General features: G+C 53.1%; 18 protein-coding genes. 9 read left to right on the top strand and 9 right to left on the bottom strand.

Annotation, left to right across the window (positions count from 1 at the left end; genetic code table 11):
• Positions 1-41 precede the first annotated feature (41 nt).
• The gene (gene dcuC, locus AC0LWE_RS07650; protein ID WP_059178673.1) at positions 42-1,415 is read right to left on the bottom strand and encodes an anaerobic C4-dicarboxylate transporter DcuC; all 1,374 of its coding nucleotides are present in this window, start codon (positions 1,413-1,415) and stop codon (positions 42-44) included.
• A 341-nt stretch (positions 1,416-1,756) separates the two neighbouring features.
• Between dcuC and AC0LWE_RS07645 the strand changes: the two genes are divergently transcribed.
• The 7 genes from AC0LWE_RS07645 to cspE all read left to right on the top strand — a co-directional run bounded on the left by AC0LWE_RS07645 (position 1,757) and on the right by cspE (position 9,247).
• A complete protein-coding gene (locus AC0LWE_RS07645; RefSeq protein WP_059178672.1) occupies positions 1,757-2,158 on the top strand; it encodes a hypothetical protein in 402 nt (133 codons plus the stop codon).
• 56 nt (positions 2,159-2,214) lie between these two features.
• Positions 2,215-2,526: a copper-binding protein gene (locus AC0LWE_RS07640; protein WP_219346887.1), complete on the top strand. Its 312-nt coding sequence runs from the start codon at positions 2,215-2,217 to the stop codon at positions 2,524-2,526.
• 11 nt (positions 2,527-2,537) lie between these two features.
• Positions 2,538-3,794 (top strand): TolC family protein, encoded by a 1,257-nt coding sequence (locus AC0LWE_RS07635; protein ID WP_219346886.1) that lies wholly within the window; start codon positions 2,538-2,540, stop codon positions 3,792-3,794.
• On the top strand, positions 3,791-4,996 hold the full coding sequence (locus AC0LWE_RS07630) for an efflux RND transporter periplasmic adaptor subunit (RefSeq protein ID WP_219346885.1): 1,206 nt from the start codon (positions 3,791-3,793) through the stop codon (positions 4,994-4,996). Before AC0LWE_RS07635 ends, AC0LWE_RS07630 begins: the two co-directional genes overlap by 4 nt.
• The gene (locus AC0LWE_RS07625; RefSeq protein ID WP_219346884.1) at positions 4,993-8,109 is read left to right on the top strand and encodes an efflux RND transporter permease subunit; all 3,117 of its coding nucleotides are present in this window, start codon (positions 4,993-4,995) and stop codon (positions 8,107-8,109) included. Before AC0LWE_RS07630 ends, AC0LWE_RS07625 begins: the two co-directional genes overlap by 4 nt.
• A gap of 161 nt (positions 8,110-8,270) precedes the next feature.
• The gene (gene pagP, locus AC0LWE_RS07620) at positions 8,271-8,846 is read left to right on the top strand and encodes a lipid IV(A) palmitoyltransferase PagP (RefSeq protein ID WP_131489549.1); all 576 of its coding nucleotides are present in this window, start codon (positions 8,271-8,273) and stop codon (positions 8,844-8,846) included.
• Positions 8,847-9,037: 191 nt separating this feature from the next.
• Entirely contained in the window at positions 9,038-9,247 is a 210-nt protein-coding gene (gene cspE / locus AC0LWE_RS07615; protein WP_000034826.1) for a transcription antiterminator/RNA stability regulator CspE, read from the top strand.
• A 220-nt stretch (positions 9,248-9,467) separates the two neighbouring features.
• Here cspE and crcB read toward each other — a convergent pair whose 3' ends face one another.
• The gene (gene crcB, locus AC0LWE_RS07610) at positions 9,468-9,851 is read right to left on the bottom strand and encodes a fluoride efflux transporter CrcB (protein ID WP_219346883.1); all 384 of its coding nucleotides are present in this window, start codon (positions 9,849-9,851) and stop codon (positions 9,468-9,470) included.
• A gap of 66 nt (positions 9,852-9,917) precedes the next feature.
• Here crcB and AC0LWE_RS07605 point away from each other — a divergent pair, with 66 nt between their 5' ends.
• Both AC0LWE_RS07605 and tatE read left to right on the top strand, forming a co-directional pair.
• A complete protein-coding gene (locus AC0LWE_RS07605; RefSeq protein WP_219346882.1) occupies positions 9,918-10,706 on the top strand; it encodes a deaminated glutathione amidase in 789 nt (262 codons plus the stop codon).
• 128 nt (positions 10,707-10,834) lie between these two features.
• The gene (gene tatE / locus AC0LWE_RS07600; protein ID WP_059178664.1) at positions 10,835-11,038 is read left to right on the top strand and encodes a twin-arginine translocase subunit TatE; all 204 of its coding nucleotides are present in this window, start codon (positions 10,835-10,837) and stop codon (positions 11,036-11,038) included.
• Positions 11,039-11,119: 81 nt separating this feature from the next.
• Here the strand turns inward: tatE and lipA are convergent, their stop codons facing one another.
• From lipA to mrdB, 7 genes are all read right to left on the bottom strand, one after another.
• Positions 11,120-12,085 carry a lipoyl synthase gene (gene lipA, locus AC0LWE_RS07595; RefSeq protein ID WP_012016563.1) on the bottom strand — a complete coding sequence of 322 codons (966 nt, stop codon included), beginning with the start codon at positions 12,083-12,085 and terminating at the stop codon, positions 11,120-11,122.
• Between the two features lie 204 nt (positions 12,086-12,289).
• The gene (locus AC0LWE_RS07590; protein ID WP_202667180.1) at positions 12,290-13,243 is read right to left on the bottom strand and encodes a YbeF family transcriptional regulator; all 954 of its coding nucleotides are present in this window, start codon (positions 13,241-13,243) and stop codon (positions 12,290-12,292) included.
• Between the two features lie 300 nt (positions 13,244-13,543).
• Positions 13,544-14,185, bottom strand: coding sequence for a lipoyl(octanoyl) transferase LipB (lipB, locus tag AC0LWE_RS07585; RefSeq protein ID WP_202667179.1), 642 nt, complete (start codon positions 14,183-14,185; stop codon positions 13,544-13,546).
• Positions 14,186-14,279: 94 nt separating this feature from the next.
• The gene (gene ybeD, locus AC0LWE_RS07580) at positions 14,280-14,543 is read right to left on the bottom strand and encodes a DUF493 family protein YbeD (RefSeq protein ID WP_012016566.1); all 264 of its coding nucleotides are present in this window, start codon (positions 14,541-14,543) and stop codon (positions 14,280-14,282) included.
• Between the two features lie 105 nt (positions 14,544-14,648).
• Complete coding sequence (gene dacA, locus AC0LWE_RS07575; RefSeq protein WP_012016567.1) at positions 14,649-15,860, bottom strand: D-alanyl-D-alanine carboxypeptidase DacA; 1,212 nt, start codon at positions 15,858-15,860, stop codon at positions 14,649-14,651.
• 139 nt (positions 15,861-15,999) lie between these two features.
• Positions 16,000-17,115 carry an endolytic peptidoglycan transglycosylase RlpA gene (gene rlpA / locus AC0LWE_RS07570; protein ID WP_059178661.1) on the bottom strand — a complete coding sequence of 372 codons (1,116 nt, stop codon included), beginning with the start codon at positions 17,113-17,115 and terminating at the stop codon, positions 16,000-16,002.
• Between the two features lie 16 nt (positions 17,116-17,131).
• A complete protein-coding gene (gene mrdB / locus AC0LWE_RS07565) occupies positions 17,132-18,244 on the bottom strand; it encodes a peptidoglycan glycosyltransferase MrdB (RefSeq protein ID WP_012016569.1) in 1,113 nt (370 codons plus the stop codon).

The raw sequence follows: 18,244 nt of genomic DNA, 5'->3' as shown, positions 1-18,244 counted from the left end.
GCACAAAAAGCGCCCGCAGGCGCTTTTGAGAAGTGTGATGCTTAGCCTGCGATCGTGGCAGGAACCAGAATTTCGGTCGCGATAATCACAATCACCAGCCCCACCAGAACAGGAACGGAGGTGCGTTTCACGACTTCGAACGGAGAGATTTTCGCCATCCCCGCGACTGCCACAACCACCCCTGAAACCGGTGAAATAGTACGGCCCAGGTTAGAGGCCTGCAGCATCGGAATAGAAAGGTACGCCGGGTTAATGCCGGAAGAGTGCGCCAGTTTTGGAATCATCTCGACGAACGCATAAAACGGGGCGTTACCGGACCCGGTGGTCATCGCCGCCAGCATGGTGAGGATCACCAGCACCAGCATCAAAATGATGCTTGCGGAACCAAACGAGGTGGCGATAGAGATCAGGCTCTGAATAAAGCCGATGGTGCTCAGACCCTGGGCAAATACGCCCGCCGCTACCAGCAGCATCACCACGCTGGCGAAGGCATCCGCCATACCGCGATACGCCACTTCCAGACCGGAAAAGACCTTTTGCGTGTTAAAGCCGCGCACAAATTCCAGCACCGCTGCCAGCAACATACAGATCACCAGAATGGTAATGATGTGCAGCTGCGGGCCCCACTTGCCGTCAAAAATCAGTACGCCCACGATAGGGGTGAACGGCAGAATGGCGTAAAACGACGGGGCGGTGGTGGTGATTTCGCTGACGTCCAACATCTCGTGGCTGATGTTTTCTTTTTTATCGAGATACTTCTGCCAGAAATAGTGAGCAACCGCCATGCCGATAATCGCGGCAATAGAAATCGGCAGCGTGGTTTTAAAGGCGAAATCAATCAGCGGCATTTCAGCGGCTTTGGCGGCCAGCACCACGTCGCCTGAGGTCGGGGAGAGAATAATGGCCGCGGGAGAGGCACAAATGGCCGCAGCGGCACCCCGGCTGATCCCGACGTTCACCATCACCGGGAACAGGGTAGCCATCAGTAATACGCCCAGACCGGTCGCAGACGACACCGCCAGAGACATCAGGCAGGCAACGAAATAGGCGGCAATCATCAGGATGTACGGGGAATTAATATATTGCAGCGGTTTGGAGGCCAGCTTCACCACCATATCGTTGGCGCCAATATGTGTCATATACGCCGCGAAACCACACAGCATCATAATCATCATGCCGAGATCGCCACCGCGACTCATCAGCAGGATTTTAATATATTCCACAATATCCGTAGCGGAATAACCGGTGCTCTCGGCGGAGGCGGGTAATACTTTATGGCCCATTAGCGCGCTAACAATCAGCAGTACCAAACCACCGACGAATAATACTCCGGTAGCGGAATAGCCTTTTATGATGTAGCGGGCGACGCCAACAATGACGACCACTCCCATGAGGAGTTCGATAAAGGTAAGCATGGTTTCCCCTGTTAATGCGCTCCCCAGAGAGCACGGAAAATCAAAAAAATGAAGGGTGAGAATGTGCCGAATTAATGGTCAGTCATTGATGACTAAAATCAATAAAACGACTACTAAAGGAGTAATCAACGATATTTTGCCATTAGTGTGCCATTTATGTCATCACAGTATTGACCGAATCAATCATTAACGGATGTCATCGGAATGATAACGTTTTGTTGAGGTTATTCGGTGCTTTTACCCCGCAACGGATTAAGAACGTAAAACTGATTAAAATAACTTTAATTTCTGCGAAAGCTGTTCTTATACTCGCATTCCTTTTATGACCCGACGACGCGAATATGCACGCCAGCTGGACCTATCGCCTGCGCTTCCTTAAAAAGCATCTTTTGATGTTTTTGTTAGCCTTTGGCTGGCTGGTGATCCAGAGTCAGGTGGCGATTGCTTCTCATGATTGTTCGCTGGATCCGCGCGGTGAGACCGCCGCTCTCCAGCATATGGACATGAAGGCAAAACCGCTTTCCCACGATGTCGTCAGTGCATCCCCGCTGTGTGAAAAACATTGCGTGCCGGATCAGGTGCAAAAAGATCCAGCGCAACCGCATCTGGTGGCCTTACCCGCCGTCATGACGCTCGCCCTTAACACGCCGCAATGCAGCGAAATCGCGCATTCTGCATGGTCACTCACCCCGCCCGCCGTGGGGCCACCGGCAACGATCCGTTTTTGCCGGTTCCGGGAGTAGAAACCTGTTCATTCGTTGAATTGATTTTTTAATTTACGTTTAACAGGAGTTTTATCATGCGAGCTTTACGTGTTTTCGCGCTAATAGGCGTGCTGTTTTTCCTTTCTTCTTTTTCCGTTCAGGCCACCGAACCGTCTGCTACCGCACAGCGCTGGCAGGGGGAGGGACGCGTTCTGGAAATCTCACCACCCAAAATCATTCTTGAGCATCAGGCCATTCCCGAACTGAACTGGCCCGCGATGACCATGCCTTTCACCCTCGCAAATAGCGCTGAGACCTCCTCGGTTAAGCCTGGCGATCGCGTCACGTTCACGCTTGAGCGGGCGGGCGATGGCTTTCAGATTCGCTCTCTGACGCCGCTGCACTAAGCGAGGACATCATGAAAAAAACAACACTGAGCATCTGGCTCGGTGGGGTGTTGCTCGGCTTGTTAAGCTCCGCCGCTCAGGCGGAGCCATGGACGCTGGCGCAAACCCTTACCGTGGCCCAACGCTATTCTGCCGAACTTTCCGCCAGTCGTAACGAAGCGCAGGCGCTGGATGCGATGGCGGAATCCGCAACTCAACTTCCCGATCCCAAACTGAAATTCGGCATCGAAAACGTGCCGGTTCAGGGCAGTAACGACCAGCGCTTTACCCGCGAAGGCATGACCATGCAGCGTATTGGCATCATGCAGAGTTATGTGAGTGCCGAAAAGCGCGAGCGTAAATCGCAGACTTTGCAGGCGCAGGCCCGAAGCGTGGTGGCGAAGTCTGCGACCGTTCGCGCCGCGCTTCAGCGAGATACCGCGCAGGCGTGGCTCGATTTAGCGCTTGCTCAGCAGGCGCTGACAACGGCTCACAAACGCGTAAGCGAAACTGAGCGCCAGCAGGGCGTGCAGAAGGCGAGCGTGGCGGCAGGCAGCGCCACGCCCGACAGCGTGTTGTCGCTCCAGATGACGCTTAGCGCGATGCGCGACAGCGTGACGCTGGCGAACCGGGATGTGCAGTTGGCGCAAAGTCGTCTGTTTCAGTTGACCGGCCAGGCGATAACCGAGGTGCAAGGCCCGTTGCCGCGCTATCAGCGGTTACCGGCGGATCAAAAAACGCTGGCCGACGCGATTGTCCGGCATCCCGAAGTTGAGGCCGCGCTGCGCGAGTCAGAAACGGCGAAAGCCCGCTCGGCGCAGTCGGCTGTTGCAGCTATTCCCGACGTGGATGTGGAAGTGTTCTATTCCCATCGCGCCGAAGGGTACGACGATATGGCCGGGGTCATGTTTACCGTCGATCTGCCGCTGTTTCAGTCGCGTCGACAGGATAAAGATTATGCCGCTGACGTGTCGCGCTCGATGCAGGCGGTGGATCAGCTGACGTTGATTCAACGTGAACATCTGGCCCAGGTGCAGTCGCTGGTGGCGCAGTATCAGGCTGCGCAAACGCTGTGGTTACGCCAGCGCGATGACATTTTACCGTTGCAGTCCGCGCGTCTGAACGTGCTCGCCGCTCAGTACCGCTCCGGACAGTCGGCGCTGTCCGCGTTGCTCGAGGCGCGTCGCAGCGTGCTGGATACCGAACTGGCCGTAAATCAGGCCGAGCGTGAAATGGCGCGAACCTGGGCAGCGATTCAATGGCTGATCCCACAGGAAATCACACAATGAAAACAACAACGTTAACCGCTGTGGCGCTCGCCGTACTGCTTGCTGCTGGCGGGGGATATTTTTTTGGGCAGCGCCAGTCGCCTACCGCACCTGAAATTGTGAAAAAGGCAGAGCGCAACGTGCTCTATTGGTACGACCCGATGATGCCCGGCCAGCGTTTTGATATGCCGGGTAAATCCCCGTTTATGGACATGGAGTTGGTGGCGCGTTATGCCGACGAAGAGAAAGCGGCGACGGGCGTGGGAGTGAGCGCTCAACAGCAGCAAAACCTCGGGATGAAAACCGCCAAAGTGCAGATGCGTCAGCTTACGCAGCCTTTTACGGCATTTGCGACCGTGTCTCTCAATGAGAGAACGCTCACGACGCTCCCTGCGCCTACCGCCGGCGTGATTGCAAAACTGTACGTGCGTGCCGAGCAACAGCAGGTCAAGGCCGGTGACGCGCTGGCAGAGATCTGGGTTCCGCAGTGGACGACCGCGCAGCAGGAGTATCTTGCCGTCCGTCAGCTTGGCGATGCGATGTTAACCCGCGCCGCGCGGGAGAGGCTGGCGCTCCAGTTTATGCCGGAAGAGACGATCCGCGCGCTGGAGCGCAGTGGAAAACCGCAAACCCGATTAACCCTGAGGTCGGAACAGGCAGGGTATGTGGCAAAGCTGAACGTCCGGGAGGGCGCGCAGGTGGCGGCTACTGCACCGGTGTTTGATATGGCGTCGTTGGACAGCGTCTGGCTGGTGGTCGATTACCCGCAAACGCAGGCGCAAGCGCTCACGGTGGGCAGCGAAATGATTGCGACGTCGGAAAGCTTTCCGGGCCAGCGCTTTCACGGCACCGTCAGCGAGCTGTTGCCGCAGATGGATACTGCCACGCGTACCCTCAAGGCTCGAATTGTGATGGACAATCCGCAACACACGCTCAAGCCGGGGATGTTCCTGAACGTCGTTCGCGCAGAGCAAAAACCGGGGGCATCGGTGCTGGCAGTACCGGAGGAGTCGGTGATTAATAGCGGGGAATCGCAGCGTGTACTGCTGGCAACCGGCGAGGGCTTTTTCCATCCGGTGAACGTCACAACGGGCGTGAGCGCCGATGGCTGGACGGAGATTGTCTCTGGGGTGCAGGCGGGTGACACCGTGGTAACGTCAGGGCAATTCCTGATCGACTCGGAAGCCAGTCTGCGTAGCGCCCTGCCGGAGGTGAAGAAATGATCGCCGCCGTCATTCGCGCTTCGTTACGTAACCGTCTGCTGGTGATTCTGGCGGCCTGTGTGATGGCGGGCTGGGGCTGGTGGGCGGTGCAACGCGCACCGCTGGATGCATTACCCGACCTGTCGGATGTGCAGGTCATTGTCAAAGCCAGTTATCCGGGCAAAGCACCGCAGGTGATTGAGGATCAGGTGACCTGGCCGCTGACCACGTCGATGCTGTCGGTGCCTGGCGCCAAAACCGTGCGCGGTTTTTCGATGTTTGGCGACGCCTATGTGTATGTGCTGTTTGAAGATGGCACAGATCTTTACTGGGCGCGCTCACGGGTGCTGGAGTATTTAAGCCAGGTGCAGTCGCAATTACCGGCGGGGGTGAAAGCCTCTCTGGGACCGGATGCGACGGGCGTGGGCTGGATCTATGAGTACGCGCTCGTCGATCGCACGGGCAAACACAGCCTTGCCGATTTACGCGCACTTCAGGACTGGACGCTCAAGTTTGAGCTGAAGACGGTGCCGAATGTCTCTGAAATTGCCAGCATCGGCGGAATGGTGCGCCAGTATCAGATTGTGGTCGCTCCCGAGAAAATGCGCGCGCTGAATATTACGCACGGGCAGATCGTGAGCGCGGTACAGGCGGCAAACAAGGAGAGCGGCGGCGCGTTGCTGGAGAAGGGCGAAGCGGAATATATGGTGCGTACCACCGGTTATCTGCGCACGCTGGATGATTTCAGGAACGTGGTGATCGCCACGCGCGACGGGATCCCTGTCTTGTTAAAAGACGTGGCGACGGTCGGCATGGGGCCGGAAATCCGTCGGGGTGTGGCGGAGCTTAACGGTGAAGGCGAAGTTGTGGGCGGCGTGGTGGTGATGCGTTACGGGCAGAACGCGCTTGAAACGCTTCACGCCGTGAAGGAAAAGCTCAGTGCGCTGCAAAAAACGCTGCCAGAAGGGGTGGAGATTGTGCCGGTCTACGACCGATCGAAGCTGATTGAGGAGTCGGTCAAAACGCTCACCCATAAGTTGCTGGAGGAGTTTGCTGTCGTCGTTTTGGTGTGTGCGCTGTTCCTCTTTCACTTCCGTTCGGCGCTGGTGGCGATCGTTTCCTTGCCATTAGGGATTTTGGGCGCGTTTGTCGTAATGCACTATCAGGGCATCAACGCCAATATTATGTCGCTGGGCGGGATTGCCATTGCCATCGGGGCGATGGTGGATGCCGCGATCGTGATGATCGAAAACATGCACAAAGTGCTGGAGCAGTGGCGTCATACTCACCCTGATGAAGAACCGACATCGGCAGACTATTGGCATCTGGCAGAGCGCGCGGCGGTAGAAGTGGGACCTGCGCTGTTTTGCAGTCTGCTGATTATTACGCTGTCGTTTATTCCGGTATTTTCCCTTGAAGCGCAGGAAGGGCGGATGTTTTCACCGCTGGCCTTTACTAAAACGTGGGCGATGGCGATGGCCGCGGGGCTTGGCATTACGCTCATTCCGGTGCTGATGGGCTATTTTATCCGGGGTAAAATCCCTGATGAAAAAGCCAACCCGATTAACCGTTTTTTGATTCGGCTTTATGAACCGCTGCTGGATAAAGTGTTGGCGTTTCCAAAAACCACGCTGACGCTGGCATTGCTGCTTTTACTGGTGACGCTGTGGCCGCTGAGTCGTCTTGGCAGTGAATTTATGCCCCCGCTGGACGAGGGCGATCTGCTGTATATGCCGTCCACGCTGCCGGGAATCTCGGCGCGCGAAGCCAGCCGTTTGCTGCAACAAACGGATCGGTTAATTAAAAGCGTGCCGGAAGTGGCGAGCGTGTTTGGTAAGGCTGGACGGGCGGACTCAGCGACCGATCCTGCGCCGCTCACAATGCTGGAAACAACGATCCACTTTGTCCCGCGCGACCAGTGGCGGCCGGGAATGACGCCCGCAAAATTGGTCGAAGAACTGGACAAAGTCGTCTCAATACCGGGGATCGCGAACGTGTGGGTACCGCCGATTCGCAATCGCCTCGATATGCTGGCGACGGGCATTAAAAGTCCGGTGGGGATTAAGGTGAACGGCAGCAATATTGCCGATATTGAACGCGTTGCTGCACAGATTGAACAGATTGTGAAACAGGTGCCAGGCGTGACGTCCGCACTGGCGGAACGGCTGGCGGGTGGGCACTACGTGGATATCCGTATCGACAGGCAAAAAGCCGCACGGTATGGCGTGTCGGTTGATGAACTTCAGGGGATGGTCTCCACCTTGATTGGCGGTGACAATATCGGTGAAGTCCTTCAGGGCCGAGAGCGTTACCCCATCAATGTGCGCTATCCCCGCGACGTTCGCGATAGTGTCGATAAGCTCCAGATGTTACCTGTTATCACCGCGAATGGGAGCCAGATTGCACTGGGTGAACTGGCGGATATCGTCGTCACTCAAGGTCCGCCGATGCTGAAAAGTGAAAATGCGCGGCTCTCAAACTGGATTTATGTGGATCTGCGTGGACGCGACTTAAAGTCAGCGGTGATCGAAATGCAGCAGCGGGTCGCGGAGAACGTCACGCTGCCGCAGGGCGTCTCGCTATCGTGGTCCGGGCAATTTGAATATCTGGAGCGTGCCACAGAGAAACTCAAATTAGTGCTCCCAATAACCTTAATGATTATCTTTATTCTTTTGTGGCTGACCTTTAAACGCATTTCGGATGTCTTATTAATAATGGGGACATTACCCTTTGCGCTTATCGGCGGCGTGTGGTTGCTTTGGCTGCTGGGATATAATCTTTCCGTTGCGGGTGCCGTCGGCTTTATAGCCCTTGCCGGTGTTGCTGCCGAGTTTGGCGTTATTATGGTGCTGTATCTCAATCAGGCGCTTGATAAATATCGTCAGCAAGAACCTGATGGTGGAAACGGCATGTTAATGCGCGCGATCCATGAAGGCGCAGTCCTTCGCGTACGTCCCAAGGTGATGACCGTTGCGACGATTATGGCGGGGTTACTGCCGATTATGTGGGGCGGAGGCAGCGGTTCCGAGGTCATGCAGCGCATCGCTGCGCCGATGATAGGGGGGATGGTCACTGCGCCATTATTGTCGATGTTAGTTATTCCCGCACTGTATAAATTGTTGCATAAACGTTAGGTAATGTATGCGCCTTGCTTATTTCAAGGCGCATCGTTGCGTTCTGTAGGACTATTCCCATTTTGTAACTTAATAATTCGGACTTTCTCCAATGCCGTTATGGTTTCATTCAATTAAAGTTTGTTAAAATCCTGCCGAATACTAAAAATGGTAAATGTATTGTGACGGTAAAAAATAATATTTATGTGTTTGTGTTGTTTATTTTTGCACAGCTTGCGCTTTTGACTTCGGCAGTCGCGGATGAGACTACATCGCATAAAGGAGGGTTCTCGACCTTCATCGACAACGTAACGCAGACATGGAATGAGCCAGAGCATTACGATCTGTATGTGCCGGCTATAACGTGGCATGCCCGTTTTGCGTACGACAAAGAGAAAACGGACCGTTACAACGAGCGCCCATGGGGTGCGGGTTTTGGTCAGTCACGCTGGGACGACAAAGGCAACTGGCACGGTTTGTATCTGATGGCGTTTAAAGATTCCTATAACAAATGGGAACCTATCGGCGGCTATGGCTGGGAGAAAACCTGGCGTCCGCTGGCAGATGATAATTTCCATTTGGGTCTGGGGTACACGGCAGGCTTTACGGCGCGTGATAACTGGAAATACATCCCCATCCCGGTGCTGTTACCGCTGGCGTCAATCGGCTACGGCCCGGCGACCTTCCAGATGACCTACATTCCTGGAACGTATAACAACGGAAATGTGTATTTCGCCTGGATGCGCTTCCAGTTTTAACTGAAAATTGTCCACAAATTGGTGTAAAAACAGACCAGTTTTGAGGGGATTAAGGACAAATCGCCAGTCGATAAAATTAACGCGACTTTTGTCACTTTTTAGCAAAGAACCTCTGGACAAAACGCGTCACAATTGTTGTACTGATACCCGACACAGCATTTGTGTCCATTTTTCATGCAAAGGTAATTTTGATGTCTAAGATTAAAGGTAACGTTAAGTGGTTTAATGAATCCAAAGGATTCGGTTTCATTACTCCGGAAGATGGCAGCAAAGATGTGTTCGTTCACTTCTCTGCAATCCAGACTAATGGTTTCAAAACCCTGGCTGAAGGCCAGCGCGTTGAGTTCGAAATCACTAACGGTGCCAAAGGTCCTTCTGCTGCTAACGTAACTGCTCTGTAATTCAGACAGGTCAGCAAGAACTTCAAAACCCGCTCAATGAGCGGGTTTTTTTTGGCGTGTAATCAGCTAAATAAATATAATCGTAGAAAAGTGGCGACGATCACTACGCTCAGTAATACCATTCCCGCGCTCGTTAAATTCTCTTTCATGCCATCACCCTCAATCAGTATTGCGACAAGAGTGACAGAGAAAAATTAAGCCAACATTAACGCCAGGGTGTTTACTGCGCGCTTACGGCAGAAAATAACCAAAATGCGAGCGCGGTCATCGCGAACGATCCCAGCATATTGACGGCAATGTTAGCCAGCGCCCAGTTTATCCGCCCATCCTGCAACAGAAAAACCACTTCAGCAGAGAATGTTGAAAAGGTCGTCAGCCCTCCGCAGAATCCGGTGGTGATCAGCAGTTTCCACATCGGGTCAATGTGAGTCATTCGGTTAAACCAGGCCAGCCCCATCCCAATAATAAAGGCACCTATGAGGTTCGCAGTAAGCGTCCCCAATGGAATGACCTGGTGCATAGGGTTAAGGCGCATGCTGAGAAACCATCGCGCAACGCTACCTGTGCCACCACCAATAAAAACCGCTAAAAGGAGTTGTAACACGCTCAAATCCTGCTATTTGATGTAGTAAGAGGCCAAGTGTAGCGCTGATTAACGTTGGAGATAAATATGATTGTTGCTGTTGGGCAGTTCGCTGTAACGGCTGACTGGCATGAAAATGCGCGTCTCTGTGTCGAATTGATGGCGCAATCGGCGAGACAGGGCGCTGCATTGCTGGTGCTGCCCGAAGCGCTTTTGGCGCGGGATGATAACGATCCTGATCTTTCCGTTAAGTCTGCGCAGCCGCTCGACGGCGGCTTTTTGACGCTTTTACTGGCAGAGAGCAAAAGTAACCGACTCGCCACGATATTAACGGTCCACGTCCCGACGATTCAGGGCAGAGCCGAAAACACGCTTGTCGTTTTGCGTGAAGGGAAAATCATTGCGCACTATGCAAAACTCCATCTCTACGATGCGTTCAACGTTCAGGAATCCCGGCTGGTTGACCCCGGGAATCAAATTCCGCCGCTGATTGAGATCGACGGCATCCGGTTTGGATTGATGACGTGCTACGATTTACGTTTCCCGGAGATGGCGCTGAGTCTTGCAATAGCTGGGGCCGACGCGCTGGTTCTGCCCGCAGCATGGGTGAAAGGCCCGCTTAAAGAGCATCATTGGGCAACATTGCTCACCGCGCGGGCGCTGGATACCACATGCTATGTGGTGGCGTCAGGCGAGTGCGGCAATAAAAATATCGGGCAAAGCCGTGTTGTCGATCCGCTCGGGGTGACTATCGCGGCGGCAGGTGAGTCGCCCGCGCTCCTGATGGCAGAGATTGACCGCGCGCGAATCGCGCTTGCGCGTCGACAATTACCGGTGCTACGCAACAGACGGTTTGCGCCACCGCAATTATTATGACGTTTTTTTCATCAGTGCTTGATTCACCTTGTTACAGATTGCTATTGTGTCCGCGCGTCGAATGTCCGTTAATAAGATCAGGTTTTTTGGCGCTGTATGCAGCCTGTTTTCAGTGAAAGAAGGTATCTATGGGTGAGATTAGTATTACCAAACTGCTGGTGGTCGCGGCGCTGGTTGTTCTGCTGTTTGGTACCAAGAAGTTACGTACGCTGGGCGGAGACCTGGGTACGGCCATTAAAGGCTTCAAAAAAGCGATGAACGATGACGATGCTAATGCGAAGAAAACCGCAGAGGGCGACGTTACGGCTGAAAAGCTCTCGCATAAAGAGTAATGGCAACATCTTTCCAGGTGTTCGGAAAGAAAAAAACCGGCTTATAAGCCGGTTTTTTTATGGGTAAAGTGTAATAACGTGTTACTTCACTTCTTCGCCTTTCGCCTGCATATCAGCATGGTAAGATGAGCGAACAAACGGGCCGCAGGCTGCATGGGTAAAGCCCATCGCCATCGCTTCGGCTTTCATTTCATCAAACTCATCCGGGCTAACATAACGCTGTACCGGCAAGTGGTGGCGGCTTGGCTGCAGATACTGACCTAGGGTCAGCATGGTTACGCCATGGCGACGCAGATCGCGCATCACTTCAATAATTTCGGCATTGGTTTCGCCCAGACCCACCATCAGACCAGATTTGGTCGGGATATGCGGATGTGCTTCTTTAAAGCGCTCCAGAAGCTTCAGAGACCAGTTGTAGTCTGCGCCCGGTCGTACTTGACGATAAACACGTGGAACGTTTTCCAGGTTGTGGTTAAACACATCTGGAGGCGTCGCGGTGAGAATCTCCAGTGCGCGATCCATACGACCACGGAAATCAGGGACCAGGGTTTCAATCTTGATGCTTGGGCTCTTCTCGCGGATGGCACTAATACAATCTGCAAAGTGCTGTGCGCCACCATCACGGAGATCGTCACGGTCAACGGAGGTAATCACCACGTAGCGAAGCGCCATGTCAGCAATGGTCTGAGCCAGCTTAAGCGGTTCGTTGGCGTCAGGTGCGACTGGACGACCATGAGCCACATCGCAGAACGGGCAGCGACGGGTGCAAATGGCCCCCAGAATCATAAAGGTGGCGGTACCGTGGTTGAAACATTCCGCAAGGTTAGGGCAAGAGGCTTCTTCACAGACAGAGTGAAGGCCGTTCTTACGCATCGCCGCTTTGATACCCTGAATGCGTGACGAGTCAGCCGGAAGTTTGATTTTCATCCATTCCGGTTTTCTTAACAGCGCTTCGCGCTCCGTAACCACGTTTTTAACCGGGATAAGGGCCATTTTATCGGCGTCGCGGTACTTAACACCGCGTTCCATCACAATGGGTTTACTCATAGCGTGCGTGTTCCAGTTGCGAAATCGAGGGAAAGCGTTTCAATTCAAGGGAATGTTGTATTTATCAACTATTTTTGAACGAACGACAGGCAGTATATCATTGATAAGGACGATAAAGCAGCCTGTGAGGTCGCCAAATTGTAAAATAGTTGTTGTTTTGTGCTTTTGCCCCTGTTGGGGGCAGCACGCGTGTTGGGCTGATCCTCAAAATGCCTGGCGGACAATGTTGATAACATTTTCCAGCACCGGATCGCGAAGGCTGAGTTTGTTGTAATGCAGTGAGATCTCGATGGATTCCGCATTTAGGGGAGCGAAAGGAATTTGCTCAAGTGGCCAACAGTGACGCAGCAGATTGTACAGTCGCGCAGGCATAATTGTGATCAAGTCACTGCTGCCAATCAGTGCGGCAATCGTGAACATATTGTAACTGCTAAAGTTAACCTTGCGATCGGGGAAGAGATCGTTAATACGCTGTCGAAGATGATTTAGATTGTGCCCCTCGTTCATGAATAAGGCGTATTCATAGTCGCGCAAATTTTCCATTGTTGCGGTCTGGCTCAGAGCAGGATGATTTTTGCGGCACACCAGCAGCAGTCCATCGGCATAAAGGACGCTGTGCGCCAGGGCGCGCGAGCCGAAAGAGTTGCTGTCGATGATCAGGTCTGTCTGGAACTGAGCAAGCTGAGTCTCGGTGTCATTAACCTGGATATTCCGCAGCAATAACTGCGGCGCTTCACGTTTGACTGCCTGATAAATCGTGGGTAAGACCAGCGCGCCTACCGAAGGGGAGGTGCCAATGGTAATGGTCCGTTGCTTGTCATAACTTCCGGTCAGATCCAGCGCACCGAGAATCGACTCTAGCCCCTGGCTAATGTACTCATGCAGGTGAGTGGCATACGCAGTAGGTGTGACTCCCTGGCCCTTACGAATAAAAAGGGGATCAGGAAAAATGGCTCGCAATTTTTGAATGGACTGACTAATTGCCGAAGGGGTGAGATTAAGAATTTTCGCAGCATTAACGATACCCTTATGGACATATACTGCCTCAAAGATCGTTAATAAATTGAGGTCAATATTGCGTAAAGTCCGAAAAACTTGCGGCTTGTCTTGTCCACCAGGATCAATCAGTCGTTTAGCTGGTAAATTATTATAATCCACGCTGTCACTCCGTATTCATTCACAATATGAATGATAGTTGAATTTATATATTATGCTTGTAGTGATTTTTTGAAGTGTTTTGTGGATTTCACTTTTCTATCAAAATCAATCAGTTGAGAAACTTCTGATCAAATGATGACCATTTATTCAGTAAATATTCATTTACTGAATAAAAAAAGATGAAATTAGTTCCACTCGCTCAAGCGCTTCGAAAATATAGAATATGCGGATTATTGTAAAGCTGAAAAGCGGTAAATACGCGATGGCCTGCTAAATAAAAAGGCCATCATGTATAATATATTAAGCTGTAATATATTCGTGCGGGGGATTGTTTAGCAGTGCTAAAAGCTTAGTCACCAGGACAGGGCCAATAATACCCGGTGTGACGTTTTCTACCCACTGGTGCATTTGGGTCATTTCCATTCCGGCATAACCGCAGGGATTGATGCGCAGGAAGGGGGAAAGATCCATGTTGATATTGAGCGCAAGCCCATGAAACGAACACCCTTTTCGGATGCGCAAACCCAGCGAGCAGATCTTCATCTCACCGACATACACCCCCGGCGCATCGGCACGTGGATGAGCGTCAATATCATACTCTGCCAATGTATCGACCACGGTTTGTTCCAGCAATGTGACCAATTCGCGGACACCCAACTTTCGGCGCTTCAGATTCAGGAGAACGTACATCACCTGCTGACCAGGCCCGTGATAGGTCACTTGCCCGCCGCGGTCACTTTGGATAACAGGAATGTCACCTGGAACCAATACGTGCTCTGCTTTTCCAGCCTGGCCTTGCGTGAAAACGGGTGGATGCTCTACCAGCCAGATTTCGTCTGGCGTGTGGTCATCGCGAGAATCGGTGAAATCATGCATGGCCTGAGAGACTGGCTCATAGGGTTGCAGCCCAAGATGGCGGACAAGAATTTTATCCTGATACAAAACAGCAACTCCGGGGATGTGGCAACAAAAGGGTGCGGGGAGTATATCACAGAGGTCAAAGTGGGTTACCCGGCAAAGCGGGTAACCACGGGGATTACAGCACCATACGAACGATATCGATATTACCAAGCTCTTCGTACAGCGTCTCAACTTGCTCAATATGCGTAGCAGTGATGGTGATTGAGACGGAATGGTAGTTGCCTTTGCTGCTCGGTTTTACCGTCGGAGAGTAGTCACCTGGCGCATGGCGCTGTACCACTTCAACCACCTGGTCAACCAGCTCCGGCAATGCCTGACCCATTACTTTGTAAGTAAATGAGGTTGGGAATTCAAGCAGTTCGTTAAGTTTGGTTTTCATGTCAGCTCCGGCAGTACATCAAAAATAATAACTCCCACGACGGGTGGGAGTTATCTGGATACCTAGTATATGGGGATGGAAATCACACTTTCAAGTGTTCAATTATTAACCAAACCAGTGGTGGAACATCAATTTAATGTAATCAATGATTTTGCCGAAGAAATTGCCTTCAGGAATTTCGTCAAGAACAACCAGAGGGCGCTGATCGATGGTTTTTCCATCCAGCTGGAAGTTGATGGTGCCAACAACCTGGTTTTTCTTCAGTGGCGCATGCAGTTCACTGGTGTTGAGCACGTAGCTGGCTTTCAGGTCTTTCATACGGCCACGAGGGATCGTCAGATACAGATCTTTATCAACCCCCAGTGACGCACGGTCGTTGTCGCCAAACCACACGGGCTCTGAAGCAAACTCTTTACCGGCTTTCAGTGGGTTCACGGTTTCGAAGAAACGGAAGCCCCAGGTCAGCAGTTTTTTGCTTTCGGTTTCGCGGCCTTTAAAGGTGCGACCACCCATCACGGCGGAGATCAAACGCATCTGACCTTCCGTTGCGGACGCCACAAGGTTGTAACCCGCTTTATCAGTATGGCCCGTTTTGATGCCATCAACCTTCAGGCTGTTATCCCACAGTAAGCCGTTGCGGTTGGTCTGACGGATGCCGTTAAAGGTAAATTCTTTTTCTTTATAGATGGTGTATTCGTTGGGAACGTCGCGAATTAGTGCCTGACCAATCAGCGCCATGTCACGCGCAGAACTGTACTGACCTTCAGCGTCCAGTCCATGAACGGTCTGGAAGTGGCTGTTTTTCAGACCCAGCGCGGAAACGTAGCTGTTCATCAAGCCAACGAACGCATCCTGGCTGCCTGCCGCAAAATCGGCCATCGCAACACAGGCATCGTTACCCGATTGCAGGTTGATACCACGGATCAGCTGCGATACGGGAACCTGCATGCCTGGTTTCAGGAACATCAGGGAAGAGCCTTTGAACACCGGGTTACCGGTAGCCCATGCATCGTTGCCCACGGTGACCAGATCAGTCTCTTTGAACTTGCCCGCTTTCATGGCCTGACCGATGACATAGCTGGTCATCATCTTGGTGAGGCTAGCCGGGTCACGGCGCGAATCCGCGTTCATTTCCGCCAGCACTTTGCCAGAGTTGTAGTCGATCAGGATGTAAGATTCCGCGTCGATTTGCGGAACGCCAGGGATCATGGTCTTGATATTCAGGTCATCAGCGTGAGCAACTGACAGCGTTGCTGCGCAAAGGGCCGTGGTCAGCGCCATGCGCTGCAAAAAACGAGCGGAGAAAGTGGTCTTCATGGTCAGAACAACGACATCCGTGATGGAATTAAAAAAAGTGCCTTACTATAGCAAAAGCTATACAGGCAGGCATCCGACTTTCAGCACGAGTTTGTGAACGTTGGTTACACAAGCTGACAATTCGGATACCGCCGATTAATTAGTTTGCAACAGCGATAAACGACTGTAATTGCGCTTCGCTTTGCAGGCGTTGCTGTAACGCGCTGGCCTGTGACTTGCTGGCGAATGGGCCCATCTGGATACGCCAGACGGCGCCGTTCTGCACGACACGACCCGGAACGTCGAACTGTTGCGTCAGACGTTGTTGATACTGCTGCGCACGTGCCTGATCGCTCACCGCGCCGACCTGAACCACAAATCCACCTGCAGTAGATGCTGCGGCTGGGGCAGGGGTTGCCGTATTCTGTGCAGCGACCGGCGCCACGACGGGAGCTGGCTGCGCGGCAGGTGTCGCAACGACCGGTGCAGGCGTAGGTTCACTGCCTTCCAGCACACCCGTCGCGAGCGTGGTCGGTGCACCCAGGAAACCGCTGCTGCTTACAGGGGCGCCGGTCGTATCGTCACTTTTCAGCGTATCGTTGCTGATCGCGCGTACGTCACCCTGAGGCTGCATTGGCTCGGGAGCAGAAGAAGCACCGCCCATACCCCCGCTTAAATCCGGGCGTGAGGGCAGGGCATAGGTCTGCTTCGCGACGGTGGTACACACCGTGCCAGGGCCGGAGAGCGTCCCGTCCTGCGCGACAATAATAGGATCGATACGGACTTTGGTATTGTTCGAGGTATTAAGACGGTCAGCCGCCGCGCGCGACAGCGAAATCACGCGGTCAGTGCCGTACGGTCCGCGGTCATTAATACGCACCACAATCATACGACCGTTGGCGAGGTTAGTGACGCGCACGTAGCTTGGGATAGGTAAGGTCGCGTGCGCCGCGGTGATTTGCATGGGATCAAACGCTTCACCCGATGCGGTCTGGTTACTGCCTGGCTCTGCGTCATAAATCGCCGCAAAACCTGCCTGGCTGAAACGGGACGGATCCTGAACGATTTTATACCGCTTGCCGTCGCGCTCGTAATCCTGATTGGCGGTCGCATTCAGCGGCTCGTATACCGGATCGGCACCGCTGATTTCAACCACCGGAGCGTTACAAACCGCAGGCTGCGGCGGCGCGATGGTCGCCTGCTGTTGACCATCATCACTTGAACAGGCAGCAAGTAAACTTGCCGCGATGCAGACACCCAGCCACTGCTTGCGCATTGCAATCCCCTTATTTTTATACGCTCTTGGACAACATTTTTCTGTGGGTATGGATAGACATGACTATCCCGAACCCAGCCATCAAGACGATCAGTGCCGAGCCTCCGTAGCTCACCAGCGGGAGCGGCACGCCAACGACGGGCAGAATTCCACTCACCATACCAATATTTACGAAGACATAAACGAACAGAATCAACATCAACCCGCCGGCCATGACGCGACCAAATGTGGTTTGCGCATGTGCGGCAATCCACAGGCCACGCATAATCAGCAGGAGGTATAATCCCAGCAAAATCAAGATGCCAACCAGACCCAGCTCTTCTGCCAGAACGGCGAAGATAAAGTCCGTGTGACGCTCCGGCAAGAATTCAAGCTGCGACTGCGTACCGTGTAGCCAGCCTTTGCCGCGCAATCCACCTGAACCAATGGCAATCTTAGACTGAATAATATGATAGCCCGCGCCGAGCGGATCGGTTTCCGGATCGAGCAACATCATGACACGCTGTCGCTGATAATCGTGCATCAGGAAGAACCACAGTATCGGTATAAAGGCGGCGATCAACACCACCGCGATGCCGATCAGTCGCCAACTCAACCCGGATAAGAACAGAACGAACAGACCAGATAATGCGACGAGAATCGACGTCCCGAGGTCTGGCTGCGCGGCCACCAGGAGCGTTGGCAGGAAAATCAGCACCAGCGCGATAGCGGTATTTTTTAGCGATGGCGGGCAGACGTCACGGTTGATAAAGCGGGCCACCATCAGCGGTACGGCGATTTTGGCAATTTCAGAGGGCTGGAAACGCACAATCCCTAAATCCAGCCAGCGCTGTGCCCCTTTTGATATCGCCCCGAACGCATCGACGGCGATCAGCAAAATGATACAGACAAAGTATAGATAGGGCGCCCAGCCTTCGTAAACGCGCGGCGGAATTTGTGCCATCACCACCATGATCACCAGACCCATCGCGATCTGGCCGATTTTACGTTCCATCATGCCGATATCCTGACCGCTGGCACTCCAGATAACCAGGGCGCTGTATGTCAGCAATGCCAGCAGGATCAGCAACATCGCCGGGTCGATGTGGATTTTGTCCCACAGCGATTTTCTGTTCGGATTATCCGTCAT

Source organism: Lelliottia sp. RD5 (genome assembly GCF_056032945.1).
This window is presented reverse-complemented; position numbering and strand designations above follow the sequence as displayed.